This is a genomic window from Lysinibacillus sp. FSL H8-0500 (assembly GCF_038051955.1).
Taxonomy (GTDB): Bacteria; Bacillota; Bacilli; order Bacillales_A; family Planococcaceae; genus Lysinibacillus; species Lysinibacillus macroides.
Window position 1 is genome coordinate 4,386,283 of record NZ_CP150292.1, and the last position, 22,762, is coordinate 4,409,044.

Sequence of the window (22,762 nt, forward strand, 5' to 3'; positions counted from 1 at the left end):
GATAATAAATGTACTTCTGAAGATATTTAACAAAGCTATAACAGTCTCGATTATCGTAAAGTATGTTAAACTAGTGCCATCTATCACACAATAAAGTAGGCGAAAAATATATGACATTTGAGGAAATGAAAGCTCAGCTTATTGAGCAAATTTTACAGCAGCAGCTTGTCACTGCTACAATCAGTCAACCACGCATGAAATCCAATGACATCAAACGCATTAAATTAAAACCGTTAATGCTTAAAAATGCTTACCATATACAACTGGAATACCAATATGAACGGATTTTAAAACATGAAAATATCCTTTTAACAAACTTTCCTGTCAAGCTTGAAGCAATTTTTGAGGATTATCGTCAAGCCCATATTGATTTTATAGATGAAAAAGTACATGTACAATTATCGAAAAAAAATAAGGTGCTTTGGAAATCTGATAAAGCTGCTGCACCAAAGCAGGTCAATCTTACCCATAATCGTAAAAAGAATTATTTACTCTCTGATGACCAACCTTATCCATTTTTAATTCGACTTGGTGTACAAACGGAGGAAGGAAAGGTTAAAAAGCAAAAATACGATAAGTTTAAACAAATTAACCGCTTTATTGAATTTATTGATGATGCCTTGGCTTACTTACCACGAGATCGACAGGTGCGTATTTTAGATTTTGGTTCAGGGAAATCTTACCTAACTTTTGCTTTATATCATTATTTGAAAGTTGAAAAGGGCTTAGACATTCGTGTGACGGGCTTAGATTTGAAAAAAGAAGTAATTGAGGAATGCTCACAAATTGCACAGGATTTAGGCTATGATCAGCTTGAATTTCTTGTAGGGGATATTAATGATTATAATGAGGAATCTGCTGTTGATATGGTGGTAACCTTACATGCCTGTGATGTGGCTACAGATATGGCTTTAGCTCGAGCAGTTAAGTGGGGCGCAAGCGTTATTTTAAGTGTTCCTTGCTGTCAACATGAGCTAAATCGCCAGCTTCATACACCTGCTCTCGATATTATGCTACAGCACGGGCTTGTGCGAGAACGCTTTGCTGCACTTGCGACAGATGCTATTCGAGCAGAAATATTATCATTGGTTGGCTATGAGGCACAGCTATTGGAGTTTATTGATATGGAGCATACACCAAAAAATATTTTAATTCGTGCCTATTGCACAGGTAAAAAGCCCACTACACAACAACGTACCAACTATGATGCCTTTTTAAAACTTCTAAATGCCCAACCATTTTTAGCAAATGAGCTAAAGAATTATTTAGAGTAGGTATATAAAATGGGAGCTCAAAAAGCTTTTGAGCCCCCATTTCTTATAATTCTTGTCGTAAAGCTTGAATGACATCAATTTTTGTCGCCTTACGTGCTGGGCGATAGCCAGAAATCATCGCTACTCCAATACTAATAGCTGCTGCAATCACTACTAGCTGCCATGGAATCAGAGAAAATGTGATATCATTTGTTGCAAAGACATCCTCACCTGTTGCTGCCTTTAAAATTAACGGCAATGCTAGATTGGCCGTAATACTGATTGCATAAGAAATAATAACCGCAATCAGCGTTCCTAAAATACCAATAAAAGTACTTTCCATTAAAAATAGACGTTTGATAAGCTTTGGACTTGCGCCAATTGCCTTTAACACACCGATTTCACGTGTACGCTCTGTAACAGCCATGGTCATTGTATTAAAAATACCTATGGAAGCAATTAATACCGCAATTGTCCCAACAAAAATCAAACCAATTTTTAATACAAGGAAAAAGACATTCATTTGCTCTAATTGCTCTGTCACTGAATAAACACTGTAGCCTTTATCTTTTAATGTTTCTAAAATTGGCTTTACATTTTCCAATGTATCCGCAAAAATATTAAATTCTGAATAAAACAGCTCATTCTCTGGCAGTGCTAAGCTCTGTGCTAATACTGCCTTTTGTGCTTTATCCATATGAATAGAGCTATCAATCATCCAATCATAAGAAGGCTTCTCCATAATACCAACAATTGTATAGGCCATTTTTTCCGTTTCATTATTTGGGTCATCATGAGTTGCTAAGGACAAGTCAATCTTTTGTCCAATGAGTGATTCCTTATAGCCTTCTTCTCTTCCATCATAATAAGTGCCCTCAGCTTCAGCCTTTTTACTTTTCTCAGCCATTACATTGCGGTCTTCTTCATTCAATAATGTTTGAGCAAAATGGTAGCCTACAATAATTTCATTAGGCTTTGTTGGATAGACACCTTCTGCTAATTTACCATTGACTTGCTCAAAATCCTGCATATCTGTCAATGTGACATTTGAATGTGTATCACGGTCTTCAAAAAATGAATGTGCCGCAGCATTAACGTTCATCGTTTCGAGCACTGTTTCCACATGCTCTATTTTTTTTATTTCTTGTATTTGATCGTCTGTCAATTGCGTAGTATCACCGTACACTTGAATTTTTGTTACTGTTTCATTTGAAAGAATTTCATTGCGTAATGATTCCTGTAAGCCAAAGCCAACTGATGCTAAAACAATTAAAAAGGCACAGCCCATTGTTGCTGCTAATATCGTCATAAAAACACGTAATTTATTTTTCTTAATATGCTGTGTCACAAAATCTACTTGATCCTTGAATAACATACTTAAGCCTCCTCCTTTACAAGTTCCCCATCATACATACGGAAGCGTCTATGTGCTATTGTCGCAACCTCTTCATCATGGGTAATCATCACAAAGGTTAGCCCCAATTCTTGATTTAAGCTTTGAATCAGCAGCAAAATATCTTGCTCTGTTTCAGAATCCAGACTTCCTGTTGGCTCATCTGCCAGCAATATCGGCGGATTGGTAATTAGGGCACGCGCAATACTTACGCGTTGCTGCTGACCACCTGATAGCTCATTTGGATAATGGTCTGCAACCTCTGTTAAGCCAACCTTGTCCATTAATTTCTTCACCTTTTCTTTCCGTATAGCTTTGCGTAAGCCCTGTAATTTTAACGGAAGCTCGATATTTTCAAAAGCCGTTAAGCCCGGCATCAATTGAAAGTTTTGAAAAATAAAGCCAAATTGTCGCAAACGAAATGCAGCACTTTCTGTTTCATTGAGATAGGCTGTTTCTTTCCCATTCACTTTGATTGACCCCTGCTCAGCCTTCATAAAGCCAGCTAAAGTTTGCAATAAAGTAGATTTACCAGATCCACTTTTCCCTACAATCGCAACAATTTCTCCTTTATGAACCTCAAAGTTTACACCTTTTAATACTGGAACTTGTTTTTCCTTCCCTCTTTTTCCAATTAAAAATGTATGTTGTAAGTTTTCAACCTGAATCATTTTTTATAAACGCCCCTTCCTTATTCATTTTCCATTGTAGAAAACAATTCTTAATAAAGAGGAAGGATAAAAATGAAGATATTCTTAAGAATAAGAAGGCATACAGATTTACATTATCTCTTCAATTCTACATATAATACCTCTAATTGCTGTTATTTTGTGAACAGCTTATATTACAAGAATGTAAATTTTCATGTCAAATATAAATTTTTTATGTAGAAATCCTAAAGATTTTGTTATGATAGTAAAGTTTAGAAGCTGATTAATTTTTATATCCAGGAGGATTCAATTTACATGCTTAACTCAAAAAAACAGGACCCTTTCTTTATATCTCTGCATAAAATTGCTGAAAATATGAGAGAGGCTGTCCATTACGCAAATGATTTTCGTATTAACAGTGTAGCTGACCTAAAAGAGATTAGCATTACGATGAAAAACTACGAAACTGCTGGCGATAAGCTTATTCATGAACTGATTGTGATGCTCAACAAATCGTTTATGACACCTATTGAGCGAGAGGATATTTTAGAGTTTGCCATTCGTATGGATGATGTGTTGGATGGTACAGAGCATTGTATTGCGCACTTTGAGATGTTTTCACTGACAGAGATTGACGAAGCTATGCGTATTTTCTTAGGCTATATTTCTAAAAGTGCCGATGAAATCGTGAAAGCAACAGAGGAGTTAAAGAAAAAGAATCTAATTGGCATGCGTCCACACGCAATTCTTATTAAAGACTATGAACGTGAATGTGATGAAGTACAACGCTCGTCCATTAAACAACTGTTTTTAAATGAAAAAGACCCAATTCGTATCATTAAATTTAAAGATATATATGAACAACTTGAAGATATCGCTGATTATTGTCAAAATGTAGCAAATACAATGGAAACAATTATCATGCGTAACGCATAATTAGGAGATGGGCATTTTACAATGAACACAATCATTATTTTAACCGTATTGGTCGTCATCTTTGCCCTAACATTTGACTTTATCAATGGTTTCCATGATACAGCAAATGCTATTGCAACTTCGGTTTCTACAAGAGCATTGCCACCCCGCGTGGCAATCATCATGGCAGCAGTTATGAATTTTATTGGTGCAATTACCTTTGTAGGGGTTGCAAAAGCGCTGACAAAAGACATTGTAGACCCGTTTTCTTTAAATGCCTTTGCAGGAGATACAACAGGCTCAGTCGTTATATTAGCTGCATTAATTTCAGCTATTATTTGGAATTTATTAACATGGTATTTCGGTATTCCATCTAGTTCTTCACATACATTGATTGGTTCAATTGCGGGGGCCGCTATTGCATCGGCTGGTTTCAATGTTTTAAATTATGGTGGCTTTACTAAAATTATTTTAGCATTAGTGCTTTCACCTTTACTTGCTATTTGTGCAGGCTTTATTATGATGACACTTTTTAAATTATGGTTTAAAAATTTAAACTTGTATCGCACAAATAAAGGCTTCCGTACATTGCAAATCTTTACGGCTGCCATTCAATCATTTACACATGGTACAAATGATGCTCAAAAAGCAATGGGAATTATGACAATGGCGTTAATTGCTGGTGGCTTGCATACAGGAGATGAAATTCCTTTCTGGGTACGAGCAGCAGCAGCTACAGCAATGGGATTAGGTACTTCCATAGGTGGTTACAAAATTATTAAAACGGTGGGCGGAAAAATTATGAAGATTCGTCCTGTTAATGGGGTTGCAGCAGATTTAGCATCTGCTACTGTAATTTTTGGCGCTACATTAATTCATTTACCAGTATCCACAACACATGTTATTTCTTCATCTATTATGGGTGTTGGTTCTGCACAGCGTGTACGTGGTGTAAACTGGGGCATGGCTCGCAAGATTGTTACCACTTGGGTTATTACAATGCCAATTTCAGCCGTTATGGCCTCTGTTATTTATTTCGTATTATCATTATTCTTTTAACAATAAGACTCCTATCCAATTGTTGGACAGGAGTCTTTACTTTGTCACACGACAAAATATGACACATCCTTTACACTAATTGAAAAGGGGGATACTTAATCAACTATGAAAACTTTTTCAGCTTTTATCACAGCATACGCTAAAGCAATCGTCATCATTTGGCTTATTATTTTTCTAGCAATGGCTTATTTTGCTTTACAGCTTCCAGGCAAACTTCAGGGCGATGGCTTTTTTGTAGAAGCCGATCATACCTATGTGACAAATGAGCTAGCAGAAAACTTTGATTTACCATCTGATACGATTTTGATTGTCTTTGATCCAGCGAAGGATCAGAAAATTGAAGATACTTTAAAAAAATTAAATAGCGTACAAGAGATCCATTCCATCCAGTCACCTTTAGAAGACTCCTCTTTACGGAAAGATGACATTGCCTATGCAATGGTTCATTTAAAAAATGATGTGGAGAACCTTCCTGACATTGTTGAGGAATTCCGTTCATTAATTGAAGAAGATGGTGTTATCATTACTGGAGGACCAGTTATTTCCGCTGATATTAATACAGCTAGTCAAAAGGATTTAGCTTCTGCTGAGGCCATTGGTTTGCCAATTGCTATCGTCGTGCTCTTATTGGCGTTTGGTACAGTCATTGCCTCTATTTTACCCATCATTATTGGTGTTGTAACTGTTGTGACGGCGTTCGGTATGATGACGCTACTTAGCGGTAGTGTAAATCTGTCTATTTTCGTCTTAAATATTGTACCAATGCTTGGTCTTGCCTTAAGCATTGATTTTGCTCTATTGTTTATTAATCGTTATCGTGAGGAGCGGGCACATAATTCTATTGCCCAAGCCATTCAAATTGCTATTCAAACAGCTGGACGTTCGATTATTTTCTCTGCCGTCTGCGTTATGATTGGCTTAGGTGCAATGATTGTGATTGATGTGGAAATTTTCCATAATATCGCCCTAGGAGGCACAATCGTTGTCCTATTAGCCGTTCTTTCTGGCTTAACGCTCCTGCCTGCTACAATGATGCTATTAGGAGATAGACTGAATAAATGGCGCCTAATACGTGTTAAACCAGGTGGGGCAAATCGTTGGCGTGGCTTTGCAGGCTTTGTGATGAAGCATCCTGTAGCCATTGTGATTGCAGCATTATTATTACTTGGCGTTGGTATGCTTCCATTGAAGGATATTCAATTAACAATTCCACAGGTTGACTCTTTACCAACTAAATATGATGCCCGTGCTGCCTATGATCAATTAGATGAAGCATTTGGCCTTGGTGAATCCTCTACTGTCTATTTATTAGCTGAACGACAAGAAGGCTGGGAGGATGATGAAGGAAGACAGCTTATTTATGATATCCAGGAGAAGCTATTAAAAGACTCGCTAGTTAGTGAGATTTCAACAATCTATACGGCCGCTCATATTCAAACACCTGAGGAGCTAACTGCATCTTTAGCCACTCCACAGGTTGCGGCCCAATTACAACCACTCATGGATACATTTTCAAAGGGTTCACAGCTCTTTATGCCCATTACCATCAATGCGGCAGGCTCTTCTACTACAGCTCAAGATTTTGCTCGCACATGGATGGATAAGGATTTAGGTGTAGAATTTGCACTTGGCGGACCTGCTAAATTTAATCAGGAGATATTTGATGAAATTGCCAATAAAATCGTGTTGGCACTAGCCATCATCATTATTTCAACATTCTTTATTTTAATGCTGGCATTTCGCTCTATTTTAATTCCGCTCAAGGCCATTATTATGAATATTATTGGGCTATCCTCTGCCTTTGGGATACTTGTTTATATTTTCCAATATGGACATTTTGGGATTGAAGCAAGTTCAATTGTCTTAATTATCCCAGTAATTGTTTTTTGTCTTGTGTTTGGCTTAAGTATGGATTACGAAGTCTTTTTAATTTCTCGTATCCAGGAGGAATATTTAAAGGGCGCTGATAATACACGTGCTACTGTAGATGGATTAACTTCTACAAGTCGTATTATTACCTCGGCTGCACTTATTATGATTGTTATTACAGGGGCATTCGCCTTCACAGATGTGATGCCTGTAAAGCAAATTGGTGTGGGTATCGCCATTGCTGTTGCTATTGATGCAACGATTATTCGTCTGATGCTTGTCCCCAGTCTCATGAAGCTATTTGGCGATTGGAACTGGTGGCTACCTTTCTCAAAAAAGAGTAAATAACATAATGAAAATCCGCCTCCTTCAATAAAAAGGAAGCGGATTTTTCAATTAAGCGTAGATGCTGTTATACCATTCTTTTGCTGCTTGTACCTCAGGCATTGTTAGCTGGTGACCGAAATTAAACCATTTCGTCGTTACCGTTGCACCTGCTGAACTTAAAAGGGTTTCTAAATCCACAGATTCCTGTGCTGTACACATCGGATCATTTGTACCTGCACCGATAAAAACAGGAGTAGCGGAAAGCTTTGGCAGTTCAATTCCACGTCTTGGCACCATCGGATGGTGTAAAATAGCGCCCGCTAGCGCATCCTCATAATGGAACAATAAGCTTGCTGCAATATTCGCACCATTTGAATAGCCTATTGCTACAATTTGCTGACGATTAAAGCCATATTGCTGTGCTGCTGTGAGTAAAAAGTCATTCAATTCCTTTGTACGGAAAATTAAATCCTCTATATCAAAAACACCTTCCGCTAAACGACGGAAAAATCGCGGCATGCCCTGTTCAAGTATATTTCCTCGAACACTTAATATAGTTGCTGTCTCATCTATTTCATGTGCAAGGCCCATTAAGCTTTCTTCATTACCACCTGTACCATGTAACAACAATAAAGTCGGTTTTGTTTCATCTGTGCCCTTTTTAAAAATATGCTGCATGAACAGCCCACCTTTCAATTATCTTGAATTCGAGATAATTGTAGCCTGAGGTAAAATTAAATTCAAGCTCTTTGACTTATTAATTTCACGATTTTCACTATTGGGCTGTTCTTCGTGATTTTTATAAAAATTAGTAATGGTATAAACTGAAAATAAACATGCCGCAATCACAACAACAATAACAATTCCCACTAATTTTTTTCCGTTCATCTATCATGATCCCCCGTATTTCTTATTTCTTTGTACGAAAGCCTTCTTCTAGTAAATATTCCTTTGCTGCCTCATACGTACCAAATGCCTCTTCAAGATTGTCCCCATGATATACATTCCAAGAACGCTGCTCAAAAGCTAGCTGTAATTGACTACCATCTCGGCTATGCCAAATCTCTACAATCGGCTCCTGCTCTTCTACTTCTTCAGATAAATATTGGATAGCGTCTTCAATAATTTCACGAAGTTGTTGTTCATCATAATCACGAATATTGACTAATCCTTTATCATTAGCCTCGTTCTCATAGCGTAATAAATCTCCAACAAAGACAAAGCCATTGCCATTTGGGTGTAGCTTTTCAACGACAATTGTCTTTTCATAAAGACTGTCCATATAGTGATAATTTAAGCGCTTTAAAGAAATTTCCTTTTTTGTTAGCTCAGAAAACGATTCAATAATCGCTTGTTTTTGTTCAAATGTTAGCATATAAAAAATGCTCCTTTTCTTTACAATCTATCTAACAGTATAACTCATTTTTCCCTATTGTATCGTGTCGTTTCTAAATCATTTTTGCTCAAGAAAATAGGACAAGCGTTATAGCTTATCCTATTTAAACTTATGATGTTTGATTAAATATTTTTTCGCGTGTAAATTTTATCACCTGTGCAACATACAATTCCCGATAAGGAACAAATTGTGCTGTGCTAACAGGTCTGACAATTTTCACGCGTTGACCATCAGGGAAATATTCATACCCTTCAATATTAAGTGTCATCGTTTCTCCCAAGAAGAAAGCCTCTGCCTCATTTAGCCTCGCTCTTACTACACCTGATACTTCCTCATACTGCAAAGCAAAGGAATCCCAATCATGCTTGAAAGGATATATGTAGACATGGCAAAATTCATTGTCGATCATATTTTCAGAAACGATACTACAAGAGGTCATGCCCATTTTGACTACCTCATGGACATCAATATTGAGTCCCAATTCTTCTTTTACTTCTCGAATACCTGACTCTACAGTCTCAATCGCTAAAAGATGCCCTGCTGCTGTAATATCGAGTAACCCTGGATAATCCTTTTTCTGTGAGCTGCGTACTTGAAAATAAATATAGTCCTCGTTTACAAGCCAGCAATGAAAAGTCTCATGCCAAAGCCCTTTCTCATGGACTTCAGCCCTCGTAGCTGTACCAATTTGCTCATGTTGCTCATTAAATACCTTTACAATTTCTTGTTCCATTATTTCGACTCCTATACTGACTTCGTCGCTTTTTTCTTAATCGCATTACGTTGATCATAAATATTGGATACGATCACCTTTAATACTGCATAAAATGGCACAGCGATAATGATACCAACAAAACCTGCTATATTACCTGCTGCTAAAATAATTGTAATAACGGTAAGTGGATGGATATCAAGTGATTTCCCCATGACATTAGGGGTGATAAAGTTGCTGTCTATTTGCTGAGCAACTAGCGTCACAACGGATACCCACACCACTAAAATCGGATCTTGAATAACTGCCACAATCAGAGCTGGCGCAAAGGCAATCCAAGGCCCAATAAATGGAATCATATTCATAAAGAATGCAAAAATCACTAGCAATAACGAATATTCCAATCCGATAATTAAATAGCCTACATACATGATAAGTGCTAATAAAAAACTAATTTGCAGTTGGCCCTGAATATAAGTACGTAATACATCATCAATTTCACTTAACGTTTTCTTTACCCATTGCTGACGTTCACCACTGAAATACTTATAGATGGATGGCGCAAACTTCTCATGATCCTTCAGCATAAAAATAAAGAAGAATGGAATTAAGATGGCTAATAATGATACAGACACAATCGATTGTAAAAAGGACACAAACCCTTTACTTGCTACTACTGCGATATCCTGTACAGAATTCGCCATTTTTTCAATAACATCATTTAATTGCTGTGGGAAGTTATCTTTATTTTGCGTTACATAGTCTGTTAGCTGCTGGATGCTTGTACTAATACTCGTACTAATCATAGGGGCATTCTTCACTAACTTATTGACCTGCTCGGCAATCGGATTCCCAATAATCCAGCCAAAAATTCCTGCAATCGCTATTAGCCCAAACACAATCGTCAATATACTTCCCCATCTAGGAAATCTACGTTTTTCTAAAAATCTCTGAATCGGCTCAGTCACATAATAAAGGACACCACCAAGTAGTAAAGGCACAAAAATAGCTTTTAATATAATGACAAGTGGTGAAAAAATCCAATGAATCTCTATAAAATATTTAATAATTAATAGTGCAAGTAGTATTCCTACACCAACTTGAAACCAAACCTTCCTCGTCACTTTTATTCACTTCCTTTTATTCCATATTAACAACCTTTTTTGTACCAAAAGCATAACATCAGGTTACAAACTCTAAAAAACCCGATTGGTAAAACTAACAATCCATGAAGGATGAAGAAAATTCCCCTCACGGATTGAAGGTTCACTTTATCACAGTTACTGAAAATACTACTGATATATTATCCATTTCGCAAGTATCCTAGTATTTATTGTCAAAATAAAGTTATGAATAGTGAACAAACTAAAAAATCCGCTTACTTCCACAGTTTTTATATCGTGGAAGTATTGCGAATTTTAATAATCAATTATAGAGACATATCATCTACTGAATTTAAGTATGCCTCAATTTCATCAATTACCGATTCAACACAGCCATCCTCAAATGGAGAAATTAGTCCTGCCTCCTTCACAAGCTTTGTAAAGGACATAGAGCCACCTAAACGACATAGATGAAGATAATCTTTCCAAGCAGCCTCAAACTCTTCACGTGAACGTTTCCAGAACTGGAATGCACAGATTTGTGCTAGTGTGTAATCAATATAATAGAATGGACTTGCGTAAATATGTCCTTGACGTTGCCAAATTCCCCCAGCTTCCAAATAGCTATTATGATCGTAGTCGCGATGTGGTAAATATGTTTCCTCAATCTTTTTCCATGCTGCCTTACGCTCAGCTGGTGTCATCGTTGGATTTTCATAAATCACATGCTGGAATTCATCGACTGCCACACCATAGGGTAAAAATAATAAGCTACTGCTTAAATGTGTAAATTTATATTTTTCTGTATCCTCTTTAAAGAACAGCTCCATCCATGGCCAAGTGAAAAACTCCATACTCATCGAATGAATCTCACAGGATTCATAGGTTGGCCATAAATACTCAGGAATACCAATATCACGGCTTGAATAAACTTGGAACGCATGTCCAGCTTCATGTGTTAACACATCAATATCGCCTGATGTACCGTTAAAATTCGAGAAGATAAACGGAGAATGATAATTTTCAATAAACGTACAATAACCACCGCTTTCTTTCCCTTTCTTCGCCACTAAATCCATTAATTCATGGTCAATCATAAAATTAAAGAATTCTCCTGTTTCAGGTGATAGCTCCTCATACATTTTTTTACCGTTTGCTACAATCCACTCTGCATCACCTTTTGGCGTAGCATTGCCTGATAAAAAGTTGAATGCCTCATCATAAAACTTAAAATCTTCAATACCAATACGCTTTGCCTGACGCTGATATAGCTTAGTCGCTACAGGAACAATTAACTCACGCACTTGATCGCGGAACTTTTTCACCATCCTCGCATTATAGTCGATACGATTCATGCGAATATAACCCAATTCCACATAATTGTTGTAGCCTAGTTTCTTAGCAATTTCATGGCGCACCTTTACAAGCTCATCATATAAACGATCGAATTCCTCTTCATGTTCAGCAAAAAATCCAAAACGAGCATCCGTTGCTGCCTTACGTGTAGTTCGATTAGTTGATTCCGCAAATGGACCAAGCTGTGCTAGCGTTAAAGTCTCGCCATTAAATTCAATTTGTGCAGAAGCAACAAGCTTATTGTACTCAGAAACAAGCCTATTCTCCTTTTGCATTAAATCAATCACTTCTGGCGCAAAGCCTTTAATTTGATAGGTTGCTAAATCGAATAGCTGCTGCCCCCATTTTTCTTCTAATTGCTCTCGAAAAGGTGAGACAATAAGTGCTTTATAATATTCTGTGGTCACTTCTTCAAGCTGTGGGCCCACTTCATCAAAATAATCACGCTCTGTTTGATAAAATTCATCATTTGTATCAATGGAAGCACGAATATATACTAAATTAGCCATTGTGGCAAAGTCATTGCTTATAGCATTTAAGCTTGCAATAATACGGCTTTGCTCGTCCATCGTCTGAGCATTTTTAAATCCTTCAATTAAAGCTAATTGCTGCTCCTTCATCGCTTCAATATTTGGACGGCTATATTCATAGTCTTTAAATGTTTTCATAAGTTCCCTTCTTTCTTGTCATATAACTCGTAACATTTCTATTATATGCCAAAATTTTATTATTAACCAATTATGTCTCAGGGTAATTACGTCCATAGGCTTATTTTACTTCAATCGACGTTCAGCTACTTCCTTGTTTAATAGCCCACAATGTATGTTTTTAATAAAGCAGCCCTTTCTCTGAGCCTTAATTTAGACTCTACCGATTTCGGTGTTTCGGCTGCTACAGCATCTACCTCGAAATCTAATGATTGGGCTAGGTATGTTGCACGTTTGAGATGGAAGTCATTCGAAACAATCGTAATTTTCTTCGTTTCTTTTGGTAATAGTTCTTTAGAAAATGCTAAGTTTTCAAAAGTAGATGTAGATTGATCCTCCACAATTATTCTCGTTGTCTCTATCCCATTTTGTTCAAGGTATTCCTGCATAACAGATGCCTCTGTACGATCTTCATCTGGCCCTTGCCCACCTGAAACAACAACCTTCACATGTGGATAGTTCATCAAATATTGAACAGCTACCTCTAAACGGCTTTTTAATGACAGCGAGGGCACACCGCCAGGCTTTACTTTAGCCCCTAATATAATCATATAGTCTGCTGAACCATCTGCATTTGATGTAGCCTGTCGCTCGATTTCTTCCCCTAGCCACATATAAAGTAGCGTTCCTGCCCCCACCAGTAGAACACTTACGCTAATCACCCATTTTTTCACAAACTACCCCTCCCTTACCTTTTATTAACGTTTATAAAAACAAAAGGATGCTTTGTGTACAAGCATCCTTTTGCTATTAAACTATATTTTTTGGTAATTCAAGGTAAATTAAATCAGGTAATCACTTTAAATTATCTTAATACAAAGCGCTTAATAGACTCCTGGAGGGCCACTATTTCATCTGTTAAATCATTAGAGGACTCGCTCACCAATTGAATTGCTCGTTGCTGCTCGTCCACAGAAGCTGTTACTTCCTCAGAAGAAGCAGCGTTTTTCTCACTAATTGTAGCGATACTTTCAATGGATTGAATGATATGATTTTTGGAGCTATTCAAATGCTCTACCCCATTTGTCATTTCTCCAATAATAGAAATAATTTTTTCCACAGCCAACTTGATTTCTTTAAAGGATGATTCTGTAATCACAACAGAATCGTTTTGTTGACGCACAATAACATGTGTTTTCTGCATTTCATCATTCACTAAGTTTGTCTCACTTTCAATGCCCTTTAACGTAGTGTGAACAAGCTCTGTGGCAGCTGATGTTTGATCGGCAAGCTTACGTACCTCCTCTGCTACAACCGCAAACCCTTTCCCATGTTCACCAGCTCGTGCCGCTTCAATAGACGCATTTAGTGCCAGTAGATTTGTTTGATCAGAGATTTCCGTAATTGTGCCAACAATGCCTTCTATCTCTCTCACCTTGACAATTAAACTACCGAATACAGTTTGTATATTTTCAATAAGTGTAGAAGATTCTTGCGATTTCGCTTTTAAGCTATCTATATTCATAAGCCCTTCTTCATTTGACTTTCGCATATGCTGTGAGGCATCGTACATTAATTCATTTTTATCATGCAATAATTCAATTTGCTGAGCAAAATCAATTGCTATTCGATTCGTATCCTCCGCATCAGATGCTTGCTTTACCGCACCTTTTGATACTTCATTGATTGCTTTGACAATTTCATCACCATAGGCATTTGTTTCTTCCGCGACTGCCGTTAAATTCGTTGATGTGGACTGGATTTCTACAATGGCTTCCTCCACATCCGAAATCAGTGTTTTCAGTTGATTAACCATTTCGTTAAAGCCATCATTTAACTGTCCAATTTCATCTGAACGCTGTAAATACTCGATTTCTACCGTTAAATTCCCCTTTGCTACTTCACGTACACGCTTTGATAACTTTAGCACTGGCAAAGCTAAATGCCTTGACACTAAAATAACAATGATCGTACCAACAATGATCGCTCCAACCAATGTGAGACCAATAACAAATAATAAAGAATTTGCTTCTTCATTAAAATCTTGCATATATGTACCTGATGCAACAATCCATCCCCAATATGGATCTTTTGCCGAATAAATAATTTTATCCGCTAGCACATCCTGACCCGGTAGCTCAAATTCATACTCTGTAAAACCGCCACCATCAAGCGCCTTTTCCGTTACCTCTCGAATAAAGTACTTGCCACTGCTATCCTGATCCTCCCAAAGATTATCTCCTTCACGAGTAGGGTGTGTTGTTAATGTCCCCTTATCATCTAACACATAAATATAGCCATATTCGCCCAAATCGCCAGGATAATTAATAGGTCTTTTACCTTCGTTATCTTTAGGACCAAGAAACGCTTCACGTACTCGCTCCTGTGCCTCCTCTAAAGAGATATCGCCCCTTTCAACACTTTCATTTGCCAATTCAATTAATTGCAATGCTGATTCAACACTGTTATGAATGACTTGTTTCCCGATTTCTTCCATACCATTCTTTGCTTTACCATAACTCACTATACCAATAATCAAGCTTGGTATAATTAATAGTGCTAATGAAATAATAATGAGTTTCCCCTGGATTGAACGTAAAAACTTCATATATGTACCTCCCCCTATTTTCTTCGTTCAACAATATATTAATTTCTATTATGTTATGGTTTGAAAGTTTTCTCAATGGGTAAAGCACAAATTATTTTCTTAATTCCCTTAATATGGATCAACTCTATATAGAAGGATTCATAACTTTAGTAAGAAATTCACTTACTCAGCTTTGAGGAAAAGCCTATAATAATGGCTTTTCATGCATAGAAAAACCGAACTTTTTTGAAACGCTAAAAGGTAAAGTGTTTCAAAAAAAGTTCGGCTTTTTTAATGTAAACATTCATTAGTTTAGTTTAAATGTATTTATCACTTTCATCACTTCTTGGGATGTTTGATCTAAAATGACTACTACTTCATTTAATTCAGAAACCATGGCTACTTGTAAATCTGAGGCTGTTGCTACTTCCTTTGTACCTTGTGCACTACGCTGTGCAATATTACTCATCTGTTCTGTAGTCGCTAATACTTCCTCAGAGCCCGCTGACATCTCTTCAATGACCGCTGAATCATCCTGAATTTTATTGTTGACCTCAATGACAGATTGCAGTATTTGCTCTAAGCTTTCACCAATGTGCTGTACTGCTCGATTGCCCGCCTGAACATCCTTCGTACTACTAGACATTTCCTGCAATGCTCGATCTGTAATATTCTTAAAGCTTGCCAATTGCAGGTGTATCTTATCTGCAGATGCTTTCGACATTTCCGCAAGTTTACGCACTTCATCTGCTACTACAGCAAAGCCCTTACCCGCTTCCCCAGCTCTTGCTGCTTCGATTGCTGCGTTAAGTGCCAATAAATTCGTTTGCTCTGCAATGCTTGTAATAATAGTTACCATATCCTCGATAGATCGAAATTTTTCGCCCATCTCTTCTACATGATTGGCAGTACGGAAGACAGAAGACTCTACATTTTGAATTTGTGAGACAACCTTTTTGGAATGACCAAAGCTTGTTTCTACTAAATCTGTCATCATTGAGGAGGATTCGGCAATGTCAGATGTTGTATCCGCTAAACGTTGAATACCAATTGACATTTCATTCATCGTTAAGACAACCTCTTGATTGCTTTGCTGTTGCTGTTCACTACCAGCAGCAATTTCAATAATACGATCAGCAATTTGAGAATTGGAGGCTTCTACATTATGTGTCGTTGTATCTATTTTGTGAATAACATGTTGTAAAGCTTCGGCTTTCTGCTGAATCGTTTGGAATGTTTCTTTTAATTTTTGCAATGACTTTTTAAAGGCTTCGGCAAAAACGGTAATTTCATTGTTTCCTTTCAGTTGAATCATTTCAACTTCCCTTGTTGCCTTCGCAATATCTCCTTGTGCAAAGCTTTCAGCTACTGCTCCTAAATTCGTTAATGGCTTTAAAGCTCGATTTATGTAACTATACATAATAAACATAATAATGCTTATTAAAATTAATATCACTGCAATTAATGTAGGTAAAATAGAGGTTAATACATCACTCGCCACAAAACTTACCTCTGTTGCCTCAATATCTACACCTATAAAAGCAACAATATTACCAGACATATCCCTAAGCGGCACAGTACCCGATATATAATCGCCAAAATCACTATGCAAAATCTCACTATAATAACTGCCATCATTCATTACTTTTTCAATATCTTTATAGGTCGTAGAAGATGACTCCTCCCCTATAGCTCCAGCATTTTCTACATCATCCGCAGGCATACCATCTACTAAAAATCGAACCTTTTTATCCTCCTGTGGTACTGCGAAAGTATAAGCATAGAGAACACCATTCATTTCCCGCAGTTCATTCAGTTCCTCTCGCAATTGCCAATATAACTCCGACTCTGCTGGTTCTTTGGAAAGCTGAACATACTCATCTGTATCTAAATACTTTGCAATATTCTCAGCTACCACAACTGCCTGTATCCCCATTGTCTTATTCACAGAAGATTTTGCTGTATAAATCGCCATGATAATAAAAAAGGCTAACAAAGCTACTAACATCACAAGGGACATTAACACAATTTTATTACTCAACTTACTTATCCTCATACTTTCCTCCTTTAAAACATTCTTATTTTATCATTACCTATTGTACTATTTTTCATCTCATTGGACAAAAAACTATGATGATAGTGTTACTCAAATAACGATTAATAAATAAGACTGGCTTGCCCATCTACTGTTTCCCTAACAAAAAACCAGTAGCCATATAATAGCTACTGGTTCCTTTATTCGTAAAGGTTTATTCACCTAGATCTGCATTATGGAAAACGTTTTGTACATCCTCTAAATCTTCTAACGCATCAATTAATTTTTCAAACTTTGTTACATCGTCACCAGTTAAGGTTACTTCTGTTTGTGGTAGCATGGATAGCTCTGCTACTGTAAATTCTTCAACACCTGCTGCCTTTAGTGCTTCTTGTGCTGCAAAGAATTGGTCTGGTTCTGCATAAATAATAACCGTTTCCTCTTCTTCTAAAATATCACGAGCATCAATATCTGCATCCATTAAAATCTCTAAAACCTCATCAGCTGTTTTACCCTCTAAGCCAATAACAGCAGTTGAGTCGAACATATAGGCTACAGAGCCACTTACACCCATATTGCCATTATTTTTACCAAATGCTGCACGAACATCAGATGCTGTACGATTCACATTGTTTGTTAGAGCATCCACGATAATCATTGTGCCGGCAGGTCCAAAGCCCTCGTAGCGTAATTCATCAAAGCTTTCATCGCCGCCACCTTTAGCCTTATCAATTGCTTTTTCTATAATATGTTTAGGAACACTGTATGTTTTTGCACGCTCAAGTACTACTTTTAATGCACGGTTTGACTCTGGATCTGGTTCGCCTGATTTAGCTGCCACATAAATTTCACGCCCAAATTTGGCATAAACACGGCTTGTGCTTTGATCTTTAGACGCTTTCTTTTCTTTAATATTATTCCACTTACGACCCATTGTTTCCACTCTCTTTCAAAGAATAAATTGATCAAAATTATAGATATGCCCTTGCATATCTGAAAATGGTAATTAAATACTTATCGTATCTTTACTCTGCAAATAATAACACAATGATGCCTGCAAAGCTAGATAGAGCGATGTGTAAGGCAATAATTTCTGAAAAATTAGCTTATAAGCTGTTCTTGTTTAATTTTTGCCAATAATGCCTGACAGCCCTCCAAAACTAGGTCATAGGTTTCTTGAAAATTTCCTGTGTAGTAAGGATCAGGAACGTCCTTGCGATGCTCTGTTAAATCTAAAAAACGAAAAATCTTTGCTGAGTCAGGGTTGCCCAGCATTGTTCGGATATTGCGAATATTACTGTCATCCATACCAATAATATATGTGAACGTCTCCAAATCAGCCTTTTGCAATTGTCGTCCTTGCATGCCCTTTGTAGAAATACCAAATTCTCTTAGCTTCTCCTGTGTCCCTTTATGAGGTGGTTCACCTATATGCCATGCACTTGTTGCGGCAGAGTCCACTTCAATTTTATCCTCCAAACGCTCTTTTTTTACCAAGTCACGCATAACTGCCTCTGCCATTGGCGAGCGACAGATATTGCCTAAACATACAAAAAGCACTCGAATCATATTATTATCCTCCTATGACAAAGCACTCAAAATCAAATTGATTCTGAGTGCCAATTTTCTTATTTTGCTGCAATACGCTGTTGTAATTCTTCTGTTAAAGCCGATAGCTGATGTTCAAGATGCTGTGTAAATTGCTCACGGCCCTCCTTGCCTTTCCCTGTTACATAAAACGGCTCTCCATAGATTAAATAACCTTTCCCACGCTTTAGCACATCTCCAGCATTACGTGCACCTACATAAGCTGCGGGCACAATCTGCGCTTTTGCTAATTGGGCAATGGTAATCGCCCCTTGCTTTAAATCTGTTCCTTCTGCATTGCGTGTGCCAGAAGGGAAGATTCCTACAATTTTCCCTTCTTTTAATAGCTGTGAAGGTATTTTAATAACGCTTGGGCCTGGATTATCGCGGTCTACCGGAAAGGCATTTAAATGCTTAACCAGCCAGCCAAGACCCTTCATATCAAATAATTGCTTCTTCGCCATAAAGTGAACTTCTCTTGGATACATGGCTACCCCAAGGTTTAAAATATCAACATAGCCTGTATGTGTACAAGCGACAATAAACCCACCATCCTTCGGCAAGTTTTCTTCTCCATATACACGAGCCTTTGAGCCCATTAGTTTTAATAGTACTTTGACAACATTTGCTGCGAATTTATACACCGTTACATTCCTACCTTATTCAATAGTTACTACCATCATTGTAATCGAAAAGACCAATATACTGCAATCGCAGATATCATGCTTAAGCTTCCCCTATCAATATCTCTACATCAATCGTAATTTCATTTAATAGGATATCTGTATTAACTTTTTTATGCCAGCCCATTGGTGTCATTTCCAGTAATGCTGCCACAAGCTCCTTCGCAAGCGGCACTGTATAGGTGATACGCTCTACATCAACTTTATGAAAGCCGTCTCTAAAACGGGCAACAATTTGTTCATTGGAATACGTCTCCTTGCTAGAATCAGCATACAATTGAGCACGAAGCTCTTGTAAATAGCCGCTCTGTGGTACAACTTTGATGACACAGCCATTTGGGGCGAGAAGTCGTTTAAATTCATCATAATTGGCAGGTGATAAAATATTTAAAATCGCGTCAAAGCTTGAGGGGGCAAATGGGCTTTTCGCTAAATCACCTACACACCAAATTTGCTGGGGATAATGGCGAGCGGCAGCTACAATACCCTCTTTGGCAATATCAATGCCAAAACCAATACCCTTACTTTTTTCAGCCATAATACGGGCTAAATGCGAGCCCTCTCCGCAGCCAGTATCAAGCACAGTATTTGCAGACACAACACGTTCAGCAATTTTGGCCTCTATCACATCATAAATACCGCTATCAATTACAGCCTTACGAGATTCAAATAAGCTCTTACTGTATTTCGAAGTAGCACCATGCGTTAGCATATTGACATAACCTTGCTTGGCAATATCAAAAGAATGATTAGCGACACAGACAAGTCTATCCTGCTCATAGACATGCATAGAACTTTGACAAATGGGACAGGCAAAAAAAGCAATATGCTGCTCCATTAATGCTGCTCCTAGCGCACGTTTAGAAAGTGCTCTCATACCTATACCTCCTTCTGTTCATTAGGTGAAACAAGTGCAAACCGCTCCCATTTGCGGCTTTTCCATCTAAAGTATACAAGAAATGCGCGTAGCCATTCATCCGCTGAAATAGCTAGCCAAATACCTACCAAGCCAAAATCCAGTACAAAGACAAGGAAATAGCCAAGCGGAACACTTATGCAAAGCATAGATAGAAAGCCAATTTTCACTGGAAATCTTGCATCGCCTGAAGCGCGTAAAGAGTTAATAATAACAATATTCATTGTACGCCCTGTTTCAAGCACAACACTTAACACTAAAACAGAGGCGCCAATCGCGATAACCTCAGGATTATCCGTAAAAATATGCATAAGCTGCTTTCGGAAAAGCGTTACAAGCGTTACCATGATAATGGTAAAGGCAAAGGCTGTACGCACACTTAGCCATAGCTGTTGATAAGCCTCTTCCTTTTTCCCTGCACCAACAGAGCGCCCAATAATAATTGCCGTCCCTGTACCAATAGCAATTGCAAATAAATAGGTAAACATGGAAATATTCATCGCGTACTGACGAGCTGCTAGCGTTTCTGCCCCTAAATACGTTGCATAGTATAAAAAGATGATTTGACAAAATTGATAAAGCACTTGCTCAAAGGCAGAGGGCAAGCCAATATTTAATATTTTTCGTACATATTCCTTGGAGTATTCAAAATAATAACGTAGCTTGATGCGTACTTCCAAAGCTTGATACAGCAGCCAGAAAAACACCACTACTGCTACCCCACGGCTAATAACAGAAGAAATTGCTGCCCCCTGTACACCTAGCTCTGGCAAGCCGAAATTCCCAAAAATAAGGCCATAATTTAGCACCACATGCAGTATATTCATACCAAGCGATACATACATTGTTTGTTTCGTCCAACCATGTACACGAATAATCGCTGCAAGTGCATTAATAATGGCTTGTAAAAAAATAAAGCTACCAATAATAACCAAATAGCTTTGTGCATACTGTAGTACCTCGCCCTGTAAATTCATCATCGTCATTAAACGACTAGCAAACATGAGGAACATTAGACTCATTAAAAACCCAAGAGCTAAGTTCAACGTTACGGCTAATGCTGAAATTTTTGCTGCCTCAAAAAAACGTCTCGAGCCTAAATATTGTGAAACAACAATAGACGCGCCATTCCCTACCACTTCAAGAATTAAAATAGCGATATGGATGTATTGATTGGCTGCACCAACGCCCGATACAGCATTATCTGATAAAGCACTAAGCATAAAAGTATCAGCTAGTCCCATTAACATAAATAAAAAGACCTCTAGGAAAATAGGCCATGTTAAATGAAATAAACTCAACTTATTCGCTGTTTTCAATGTAGTCGCCAATCCAGTCACTTCTCCTATAGTTTGTTAAAAATCTATTGTATCTTATCACAAAATTTTAAGCTGTAAAGGTTTTTTTATTGAACATACAAAAATCCCTCTCACATCATTAGTGAAAGGGCTTTAAGTTAGTTTAAACAGTAAGATTGCAACTGTGCACGCTTTTCAGTAGTTAGACCAAACTCCTGCTCTAAATAGGTAGCCTTTGAACCATATTGCTTGTCAATTGCATCTAATGCCGCTTGTAAATACTCCTCACGAGCAGACATTAATGCATAAAATTGCTGTAACTCTCGATCATTATATTGATGTTGAATAGTTTGCGCCATTTTCTCTATCATTGGCTGTAAACATACATTTGTAGCGAGATAGTTCTCCATAATGGTCTCCTCAGGCACATCTAAAGCAAGTAAAATAAGGGCGCTTCCGATACCTGTTCGATCCTTGCCAACTGCACAGTGATGAACAAGCCCTAAATAATCAGGATTTTGAATCGTTACCATCAATTTCTGAAATGAAGCATTGTTAAAAGGCATTTGGGCATAAAAACCTCGAAACATATCAGCATTTATAACCTTATAAAAATCTCTAGCACCGGTATTCGTTGGCATCTCAAATGTATGCTTACCCTTTGCTGGTATTTGAATATAATGTGTGTGGGGAAAAACTGGATTTGGGTTATTTTGCACCTCATGAGGATCACGATAATCAAAAATCGTTTTGATACCTAATGTTGCAAATAGCTTTTTATCTGTCGCTGTCATTTTACCGAGTGCTGCTGAACGATAAAATAAACCAGTCTTGATCACTCGACCATCCCTTGCTTTATAGCCGCCCATATCTCGAAAATTATAAACTGCTTCAAATGGAATAACCTTTGTCTCTAAATGCTCCAATTTACGGTACCTCCTTTAATAGTTGCATATACTTATTTCTATTTTATAAA

General features: G+C 37.6%; 21 protein-coding genes. 4 read left to right on the plus strand and 17 right to left on the minus strand.

The window, feature by feature from the left end:
• The first annotated feature begins 110 nt into the window (after positions 1 to 110).
• Positions 111 to 1,274: an SAM-dependent methyltransferase gene (locus MHB44_RS21070; RefSeq protein WP_341300743.1), complete on the plus strand. Its 1,164-nt coding sequence runs from the start codon at positions 111 to 113 to the stop codon at positions 1,272 to 1,274.
• A 43-nt stretch (positions 1,275 to 1,317) separates the two neighbouring features.
• Here MHB44_RS21070 and MHB44_RS21075 read toward each other — a convergent pair whose 3' ends face one another.
• Both MHB44_RS21075 and MHB44_RS21080 read right to left on the minus strand, forming a co-directional pair.
• Complete coding sequence (locus MHB44_RS21075) at positions 1,318 to 2,628, minus strand: FtsX-like permease family protein (protein ID WP_341300744.1); 1,311 nt, start codon at positions 2,626 to 2,628, stop codon at positions 1,318 to 1,320.
• Positions 2,629 to 2,630: 2 nt separating this feature from the next.
• The gene (locus MHB44_RS21080; protein ID WP_341300745.1) at positions 2,631 to 3,317 is read right to left on the minus strand and encodes an ABC transporter ATP-binding protein; all 687 of its coding nucleotides are present in this window, start codon (positions 3,315 to 3,317) and stop codon (positions 2,631 to 2,633) included.
• 294 nt (positions 3,318 to 3,611) lie between these two features.
• On the opposite strand from MHB44_RS21080, the gene MHB44_RS21085 reads away from it, so the two are divergent.
• The 3 genes from MHB44_RS21085 to MHB44_RS21095 all read left to right on the plus strand — a co-directional run bounded on the left by MHB44_RS21085 (position 3,612) and on the right by MHB44_RS21095 (position 7,487).
• Positions 3,612 to 4,232, plus strand: a complete 621-nt coding sequence (locus tag MHB44_RS21085) for a DUF47 domain-containing protein (RefSeq protein WP_341300746.1) — start codon at positions 3,612 to 3,614, stop codon at positions 4,230 to 4,232.
• A 21-nt stretch (positions 4,233 to 4,253) separates the two neighbouring features.
• Positions 4,254 to 5,270, plus strand: a complete 1,017-nt coding sequence (locus MHB44_RS21090; RefSeq protein WP_341300747.1) for an inorganic phosphate transporter — start codon at positions 4,254 to 4,256, stop codon at positions 5,268 to 5,270.
• A gap of 105 nt (positions 5,271 to 5,375) precedes the next feature.
• Positions 5,376 to 7,487 (plus strand): MMPL family transporter, encoded by a 2,112-nt coding sequence (locus tag MHB44_RS21095; protein WP_341300748.1) that lies wholly within the window; start codon positions 5,376 to 5,378, stop codon positions 7,485 to 7,487.
• Positions 7,488 to 7,535: 48 nt separating this feature from the next.
• On the opposite strand, the gene MHB44_RS21100 is transcribed toward MHB44_RS21095, so the two are convergent.
• From MHB44_RS21100 to MHB44_RS21170, 15 genes are all read right to left on the minus strand, one after another.
• Positions 7,536 to 8,144, minus strand: coding sequence for an alpha/beta hydrolase (locus MHB44_RS21100; RefSeq protein ID WP_341300749.1), 609 nt, complete (start codon positions 8,142 to 8,144; stop codon positions 7,536 to 7,538).
• 18 nt (positions 8,145 to 8,162) lie between these two features.
• Positions 8,163 to 8,354, minus strand: coding sequence for a hypothetical protein (locus MHB44_RS21105; protein WP_205445955.1), 192 nt, complete (start codon positions 8,352 to 8,354; stop codon positions 8,163 to 8,165).
• A gap of 22 nt (positions 8,355 to 8,376) precedes the next feature.
• Positions 8,377 to 8,841: a hypothetical protein gene (locus tag MHB44_RS21110; RefSeq protein ID WP_004231915.1), complete on the minus strand. Its 465-nt coding sequence runs from the start codon at positions 8,839 to 8,841 to the stop codon at positions 8,377 to 8,379.
• A 130-nt stretch (positions 8,842 to 8,971) separates the two neighbouring features.
• Positions 8,972 to 9,595: an NUDIX domain-containing protein gene (locus MHB44_RS21115; protein WP_341300750.1), complete on the minus strand. Its 624-nt coding sequence runs from the start codon at positions 9,593 to 9,595 to the stop codon at positions 8,972 to 8,974.
• A gap of 11 nt (positions 9,596 to 9,606) precedes the next feature.
• Positions 9,607 to 10,698, minus strand: a complete 1,092-nt coding sequence (locus MHB44_RS21120) for an AI-2E family transporter (protein ID WP_341300751.1) — start codon at positions 10,696 to 10,698, stop codon at positions 9,607 to 9,609.
• Between the two features lie 305 nt (positions 10,699 to 11,003).
• A complete protein-coding gene (locus tag MHB44_RS21125) occupies positions 11,004 to 12,701 on the minus strand; it encodes a M3 family oligoendopeptidase (RefSeq protein ID WP_341300752.1) in 1,698 nt (565 codons plus the stop codon).
• A 137-nt stretch (positions 12,702 to 12,838) separates the two neighbouring features.
• On the minus strand, positions 12,839 to 13,414 hold the full coding sequence (locus MHB44_RS21130; RefSeq protein WP_341300753.1) for a YdcF family protein: 576 nt from the start codon (positions 13,412 to 13,414) through the stop codon (positions 12,839 to 12,841).
• Positions 13,415 to 13,545: 131 nt separating this feature from the next.
• Positions 13,546 to 15,288, minus strand: a complete 1,743-nt coding sequence (locus tag MHB44_RS21135; RefSeq protein ID WP_341300754.1) for a methyl-accepting chemotaxis protein — start codon at positions 15,286 to 15,288, stop codon at positions 13,546 to 13,548.
• 286 nt (positions 15,289 to 15,574) lie between these two features.
• On the minus strand, positions 15,575 to 17,323 hold the full coding sequence (locus tag MHB44_RS21140) for a methyl-accepting chemotaxis protein (protein WP_341300755.1): 1,749 nt from the start codon (positions 17,321 to 17,323) through the stop codon (positions 15,575 to 15,577).
• A 193-nt stretch (positions 17,324 to 17,516) separates the two neighbouring features.
• Complete coding sequence (locus MHB44_RS21145; RefSeq protein ID WP_341300756.1) at positions 17,517 to 18,236, minus strand: YebC/PmpR family DNA-binding transcriptional regulator; 720 nt, start codon at positions 18,234 to 18,236, stop codon at positions 17,517 to 17,519.
• A gap of 167 nt (positions 18,237 to 18,403) precedes the next feature.
• Positions 18,404 to 18,871 carry a low molecular weight protein-tyrosine-phosphatase gene (locus MHB44_RS21150; RefSeq protein ID WP_341300757.1) on the minus strand — a complete coding sequence of 156 codons (468 nt, stop codon included), beginning with the start codon at positions 18,869 to 18,871 and terminating at the stop codon, positions 18,404 to 18,406.
• A gap of 59 nt (positions 18,872 to 18,930) precedes the next feature.
• Positions 18,931 to 19,533 (minus strand): 1-acyl-sn-glycerol-3-phosphate acyltransferase, encoded by a 603-nt coding sequence (locus tag MHB44_RS21155; protein ID WP_341300758.1) that lies wholly within the window; start codon positions 19,531 to 19,533, stop codon positions 18,931 to 18,933.
• An 82-nt stretch (positions 19,534 to 19,615) separates the two neighbouring features.
• Complete coding sequence (locus MHB44_RS21160) at positions 19,616 to 20,449, minus strand: putative RNA methyltransferase (RefSeq protein WP_341300759.1); 834 nt, start codon at positions 20,447 to 20,449, stop codon at positions 19,616 to 19,618.
• A gap of 2 nt (positions 20,450 to 20,451) precedes the next feature.
• On the minus strand, positions 20,452 to 21,819 hold the full coding sequence (locus tag MHB44_RS21165; RefSeq protein WP_341300760.1) for an MATE family efflux transporter: 1,368 nt from the start codon (positions 21,817 to 21,819) through the stop codon (positions 20,452 to 20,454).
• Between the two features lie 125 nt (positions 21,820 to 21,944).
• Positions 21,945 to 22,712 carry a tyrosine-protein phosphatase gene (locus MHB44_RS21170; RefSeq protein ID WP_341300761.1) on the minus strand — a complete coding sequence of 256 codons (768 nt, stop codon included), beginning with the start codon at positions 22,710 to 22,712 and terminating at the stop codon, positions 21,945 to 21,947.
• Positions 22,713 to 22,762: the final 50 nt, after the last annotated feature.

Coding starts and splice junctions, on each gene's coding strand:
- MHB44_RS21070 (WP_341300743.1), top strand. CDS start 111: ATGACATTTGAGGAAATGAAAGCTCAGCTTATTGAGCAAATTTTACAG.
- MHB44_RS21075 (WP_341300744.1), bottom strand. CDS start 2,628: ATGTTATTCAAGGATCAAGTAGATTTTGTGACACAGCATATTAAGAAA.
- MHB44_RS21080 (WP_341300745.1), bottom strand. CDS start 3,317: ATGATTCAGGTTGAAAACTTACAACATACATTTTTAATTGGAAAAAGA.
- MHB44_RS21085 (WP_341300746.1), top strand. CDS start 3,612: ATGCTTAACTCAAAAAAACAGGACCCTTTCTTTATATCTCTGCATAAA.
- MHB44_RS21090 (WP_341300747.1), top strand. CDS start 4,254: ATGAACACAATCATTATTTTAACCGTATTGGTCGTCATCTTTGCCCTA.
- MHB44_RS21095 (WP_341300748.1), top strand. CDS start 5,376: ATGAAAACTTTTTCAGCTTTTATCACAGCATACGCTAAAGCAATCGTC.
- MHB44_RS21100 (WP_341300749.1), bottom strand. CDS start 8,144: ATGCAGCATATTTTTAAAAAGGGCACAGATGAAACAAAACCGACTTTA.
- MHB44_RS21105 (WP_205445955.1), bottom strand. CDS start 8,354: ATGAACGGAAAAAAATTAGTGGGAATTGTTATTGTTGTTGTGATTGCG.
- MHB44_RS21110 (WP_004231915.1), bottom strand. CDS start 8,841: ATGCTAACATTTGAACAAAAACAAGCGATTATTGAATCGTTTTCTGAG.
- MHB44_RS21115 (WP_341300750.1), bottom strand. CDS start 9,595: ATGGAACAAGAAATTGTAAAGGTATTTAATGAGCAACATGAGCAAATT.
- MHB44_RS21125 (WP_341300752.1), bottom strand. CDS start 12,701: ATGAAAACATTTAAAGACTATGAATATAGCCGTCCAAATATTGAAGCG.
- MHB44_RS21135 (WP_341300754.1), bottom strand. CDS start 15,288: ATGAAGTTTTTACGTTCAATCCAGGGGAAACTCATTATTATTTCATTA.
- MHB44_RS21140 (WP_341300755.1), bottom strand. CDS start 17,323: ATGAGGATAAGTAAGTTGAGTAATAAAATTGTGTTAATGTCCCTTGTG.
- MHB44_RS21145 (WP_341300756.1), bottom strand. CDS start 18,236: ATGGGTCGTAAGTGGAATAATATTAAAGAAAAGAAAGCGTCTAAAGAT.
- MHB44_RS21150 (WP_341300757.1), bottom strand. CDS start 18,871: ATGATTCGAGTGCTTTTTGTATGTTTAGGCAATATCTGTCGCTCGCCA.
- MHB44_RS21160 (WP_341300759.1), bottom strand. CDS start 20,449: ATGAGAGCACTTTCTAAACGTGCGCTAGGAGCAGCATTAATGGAGCAG.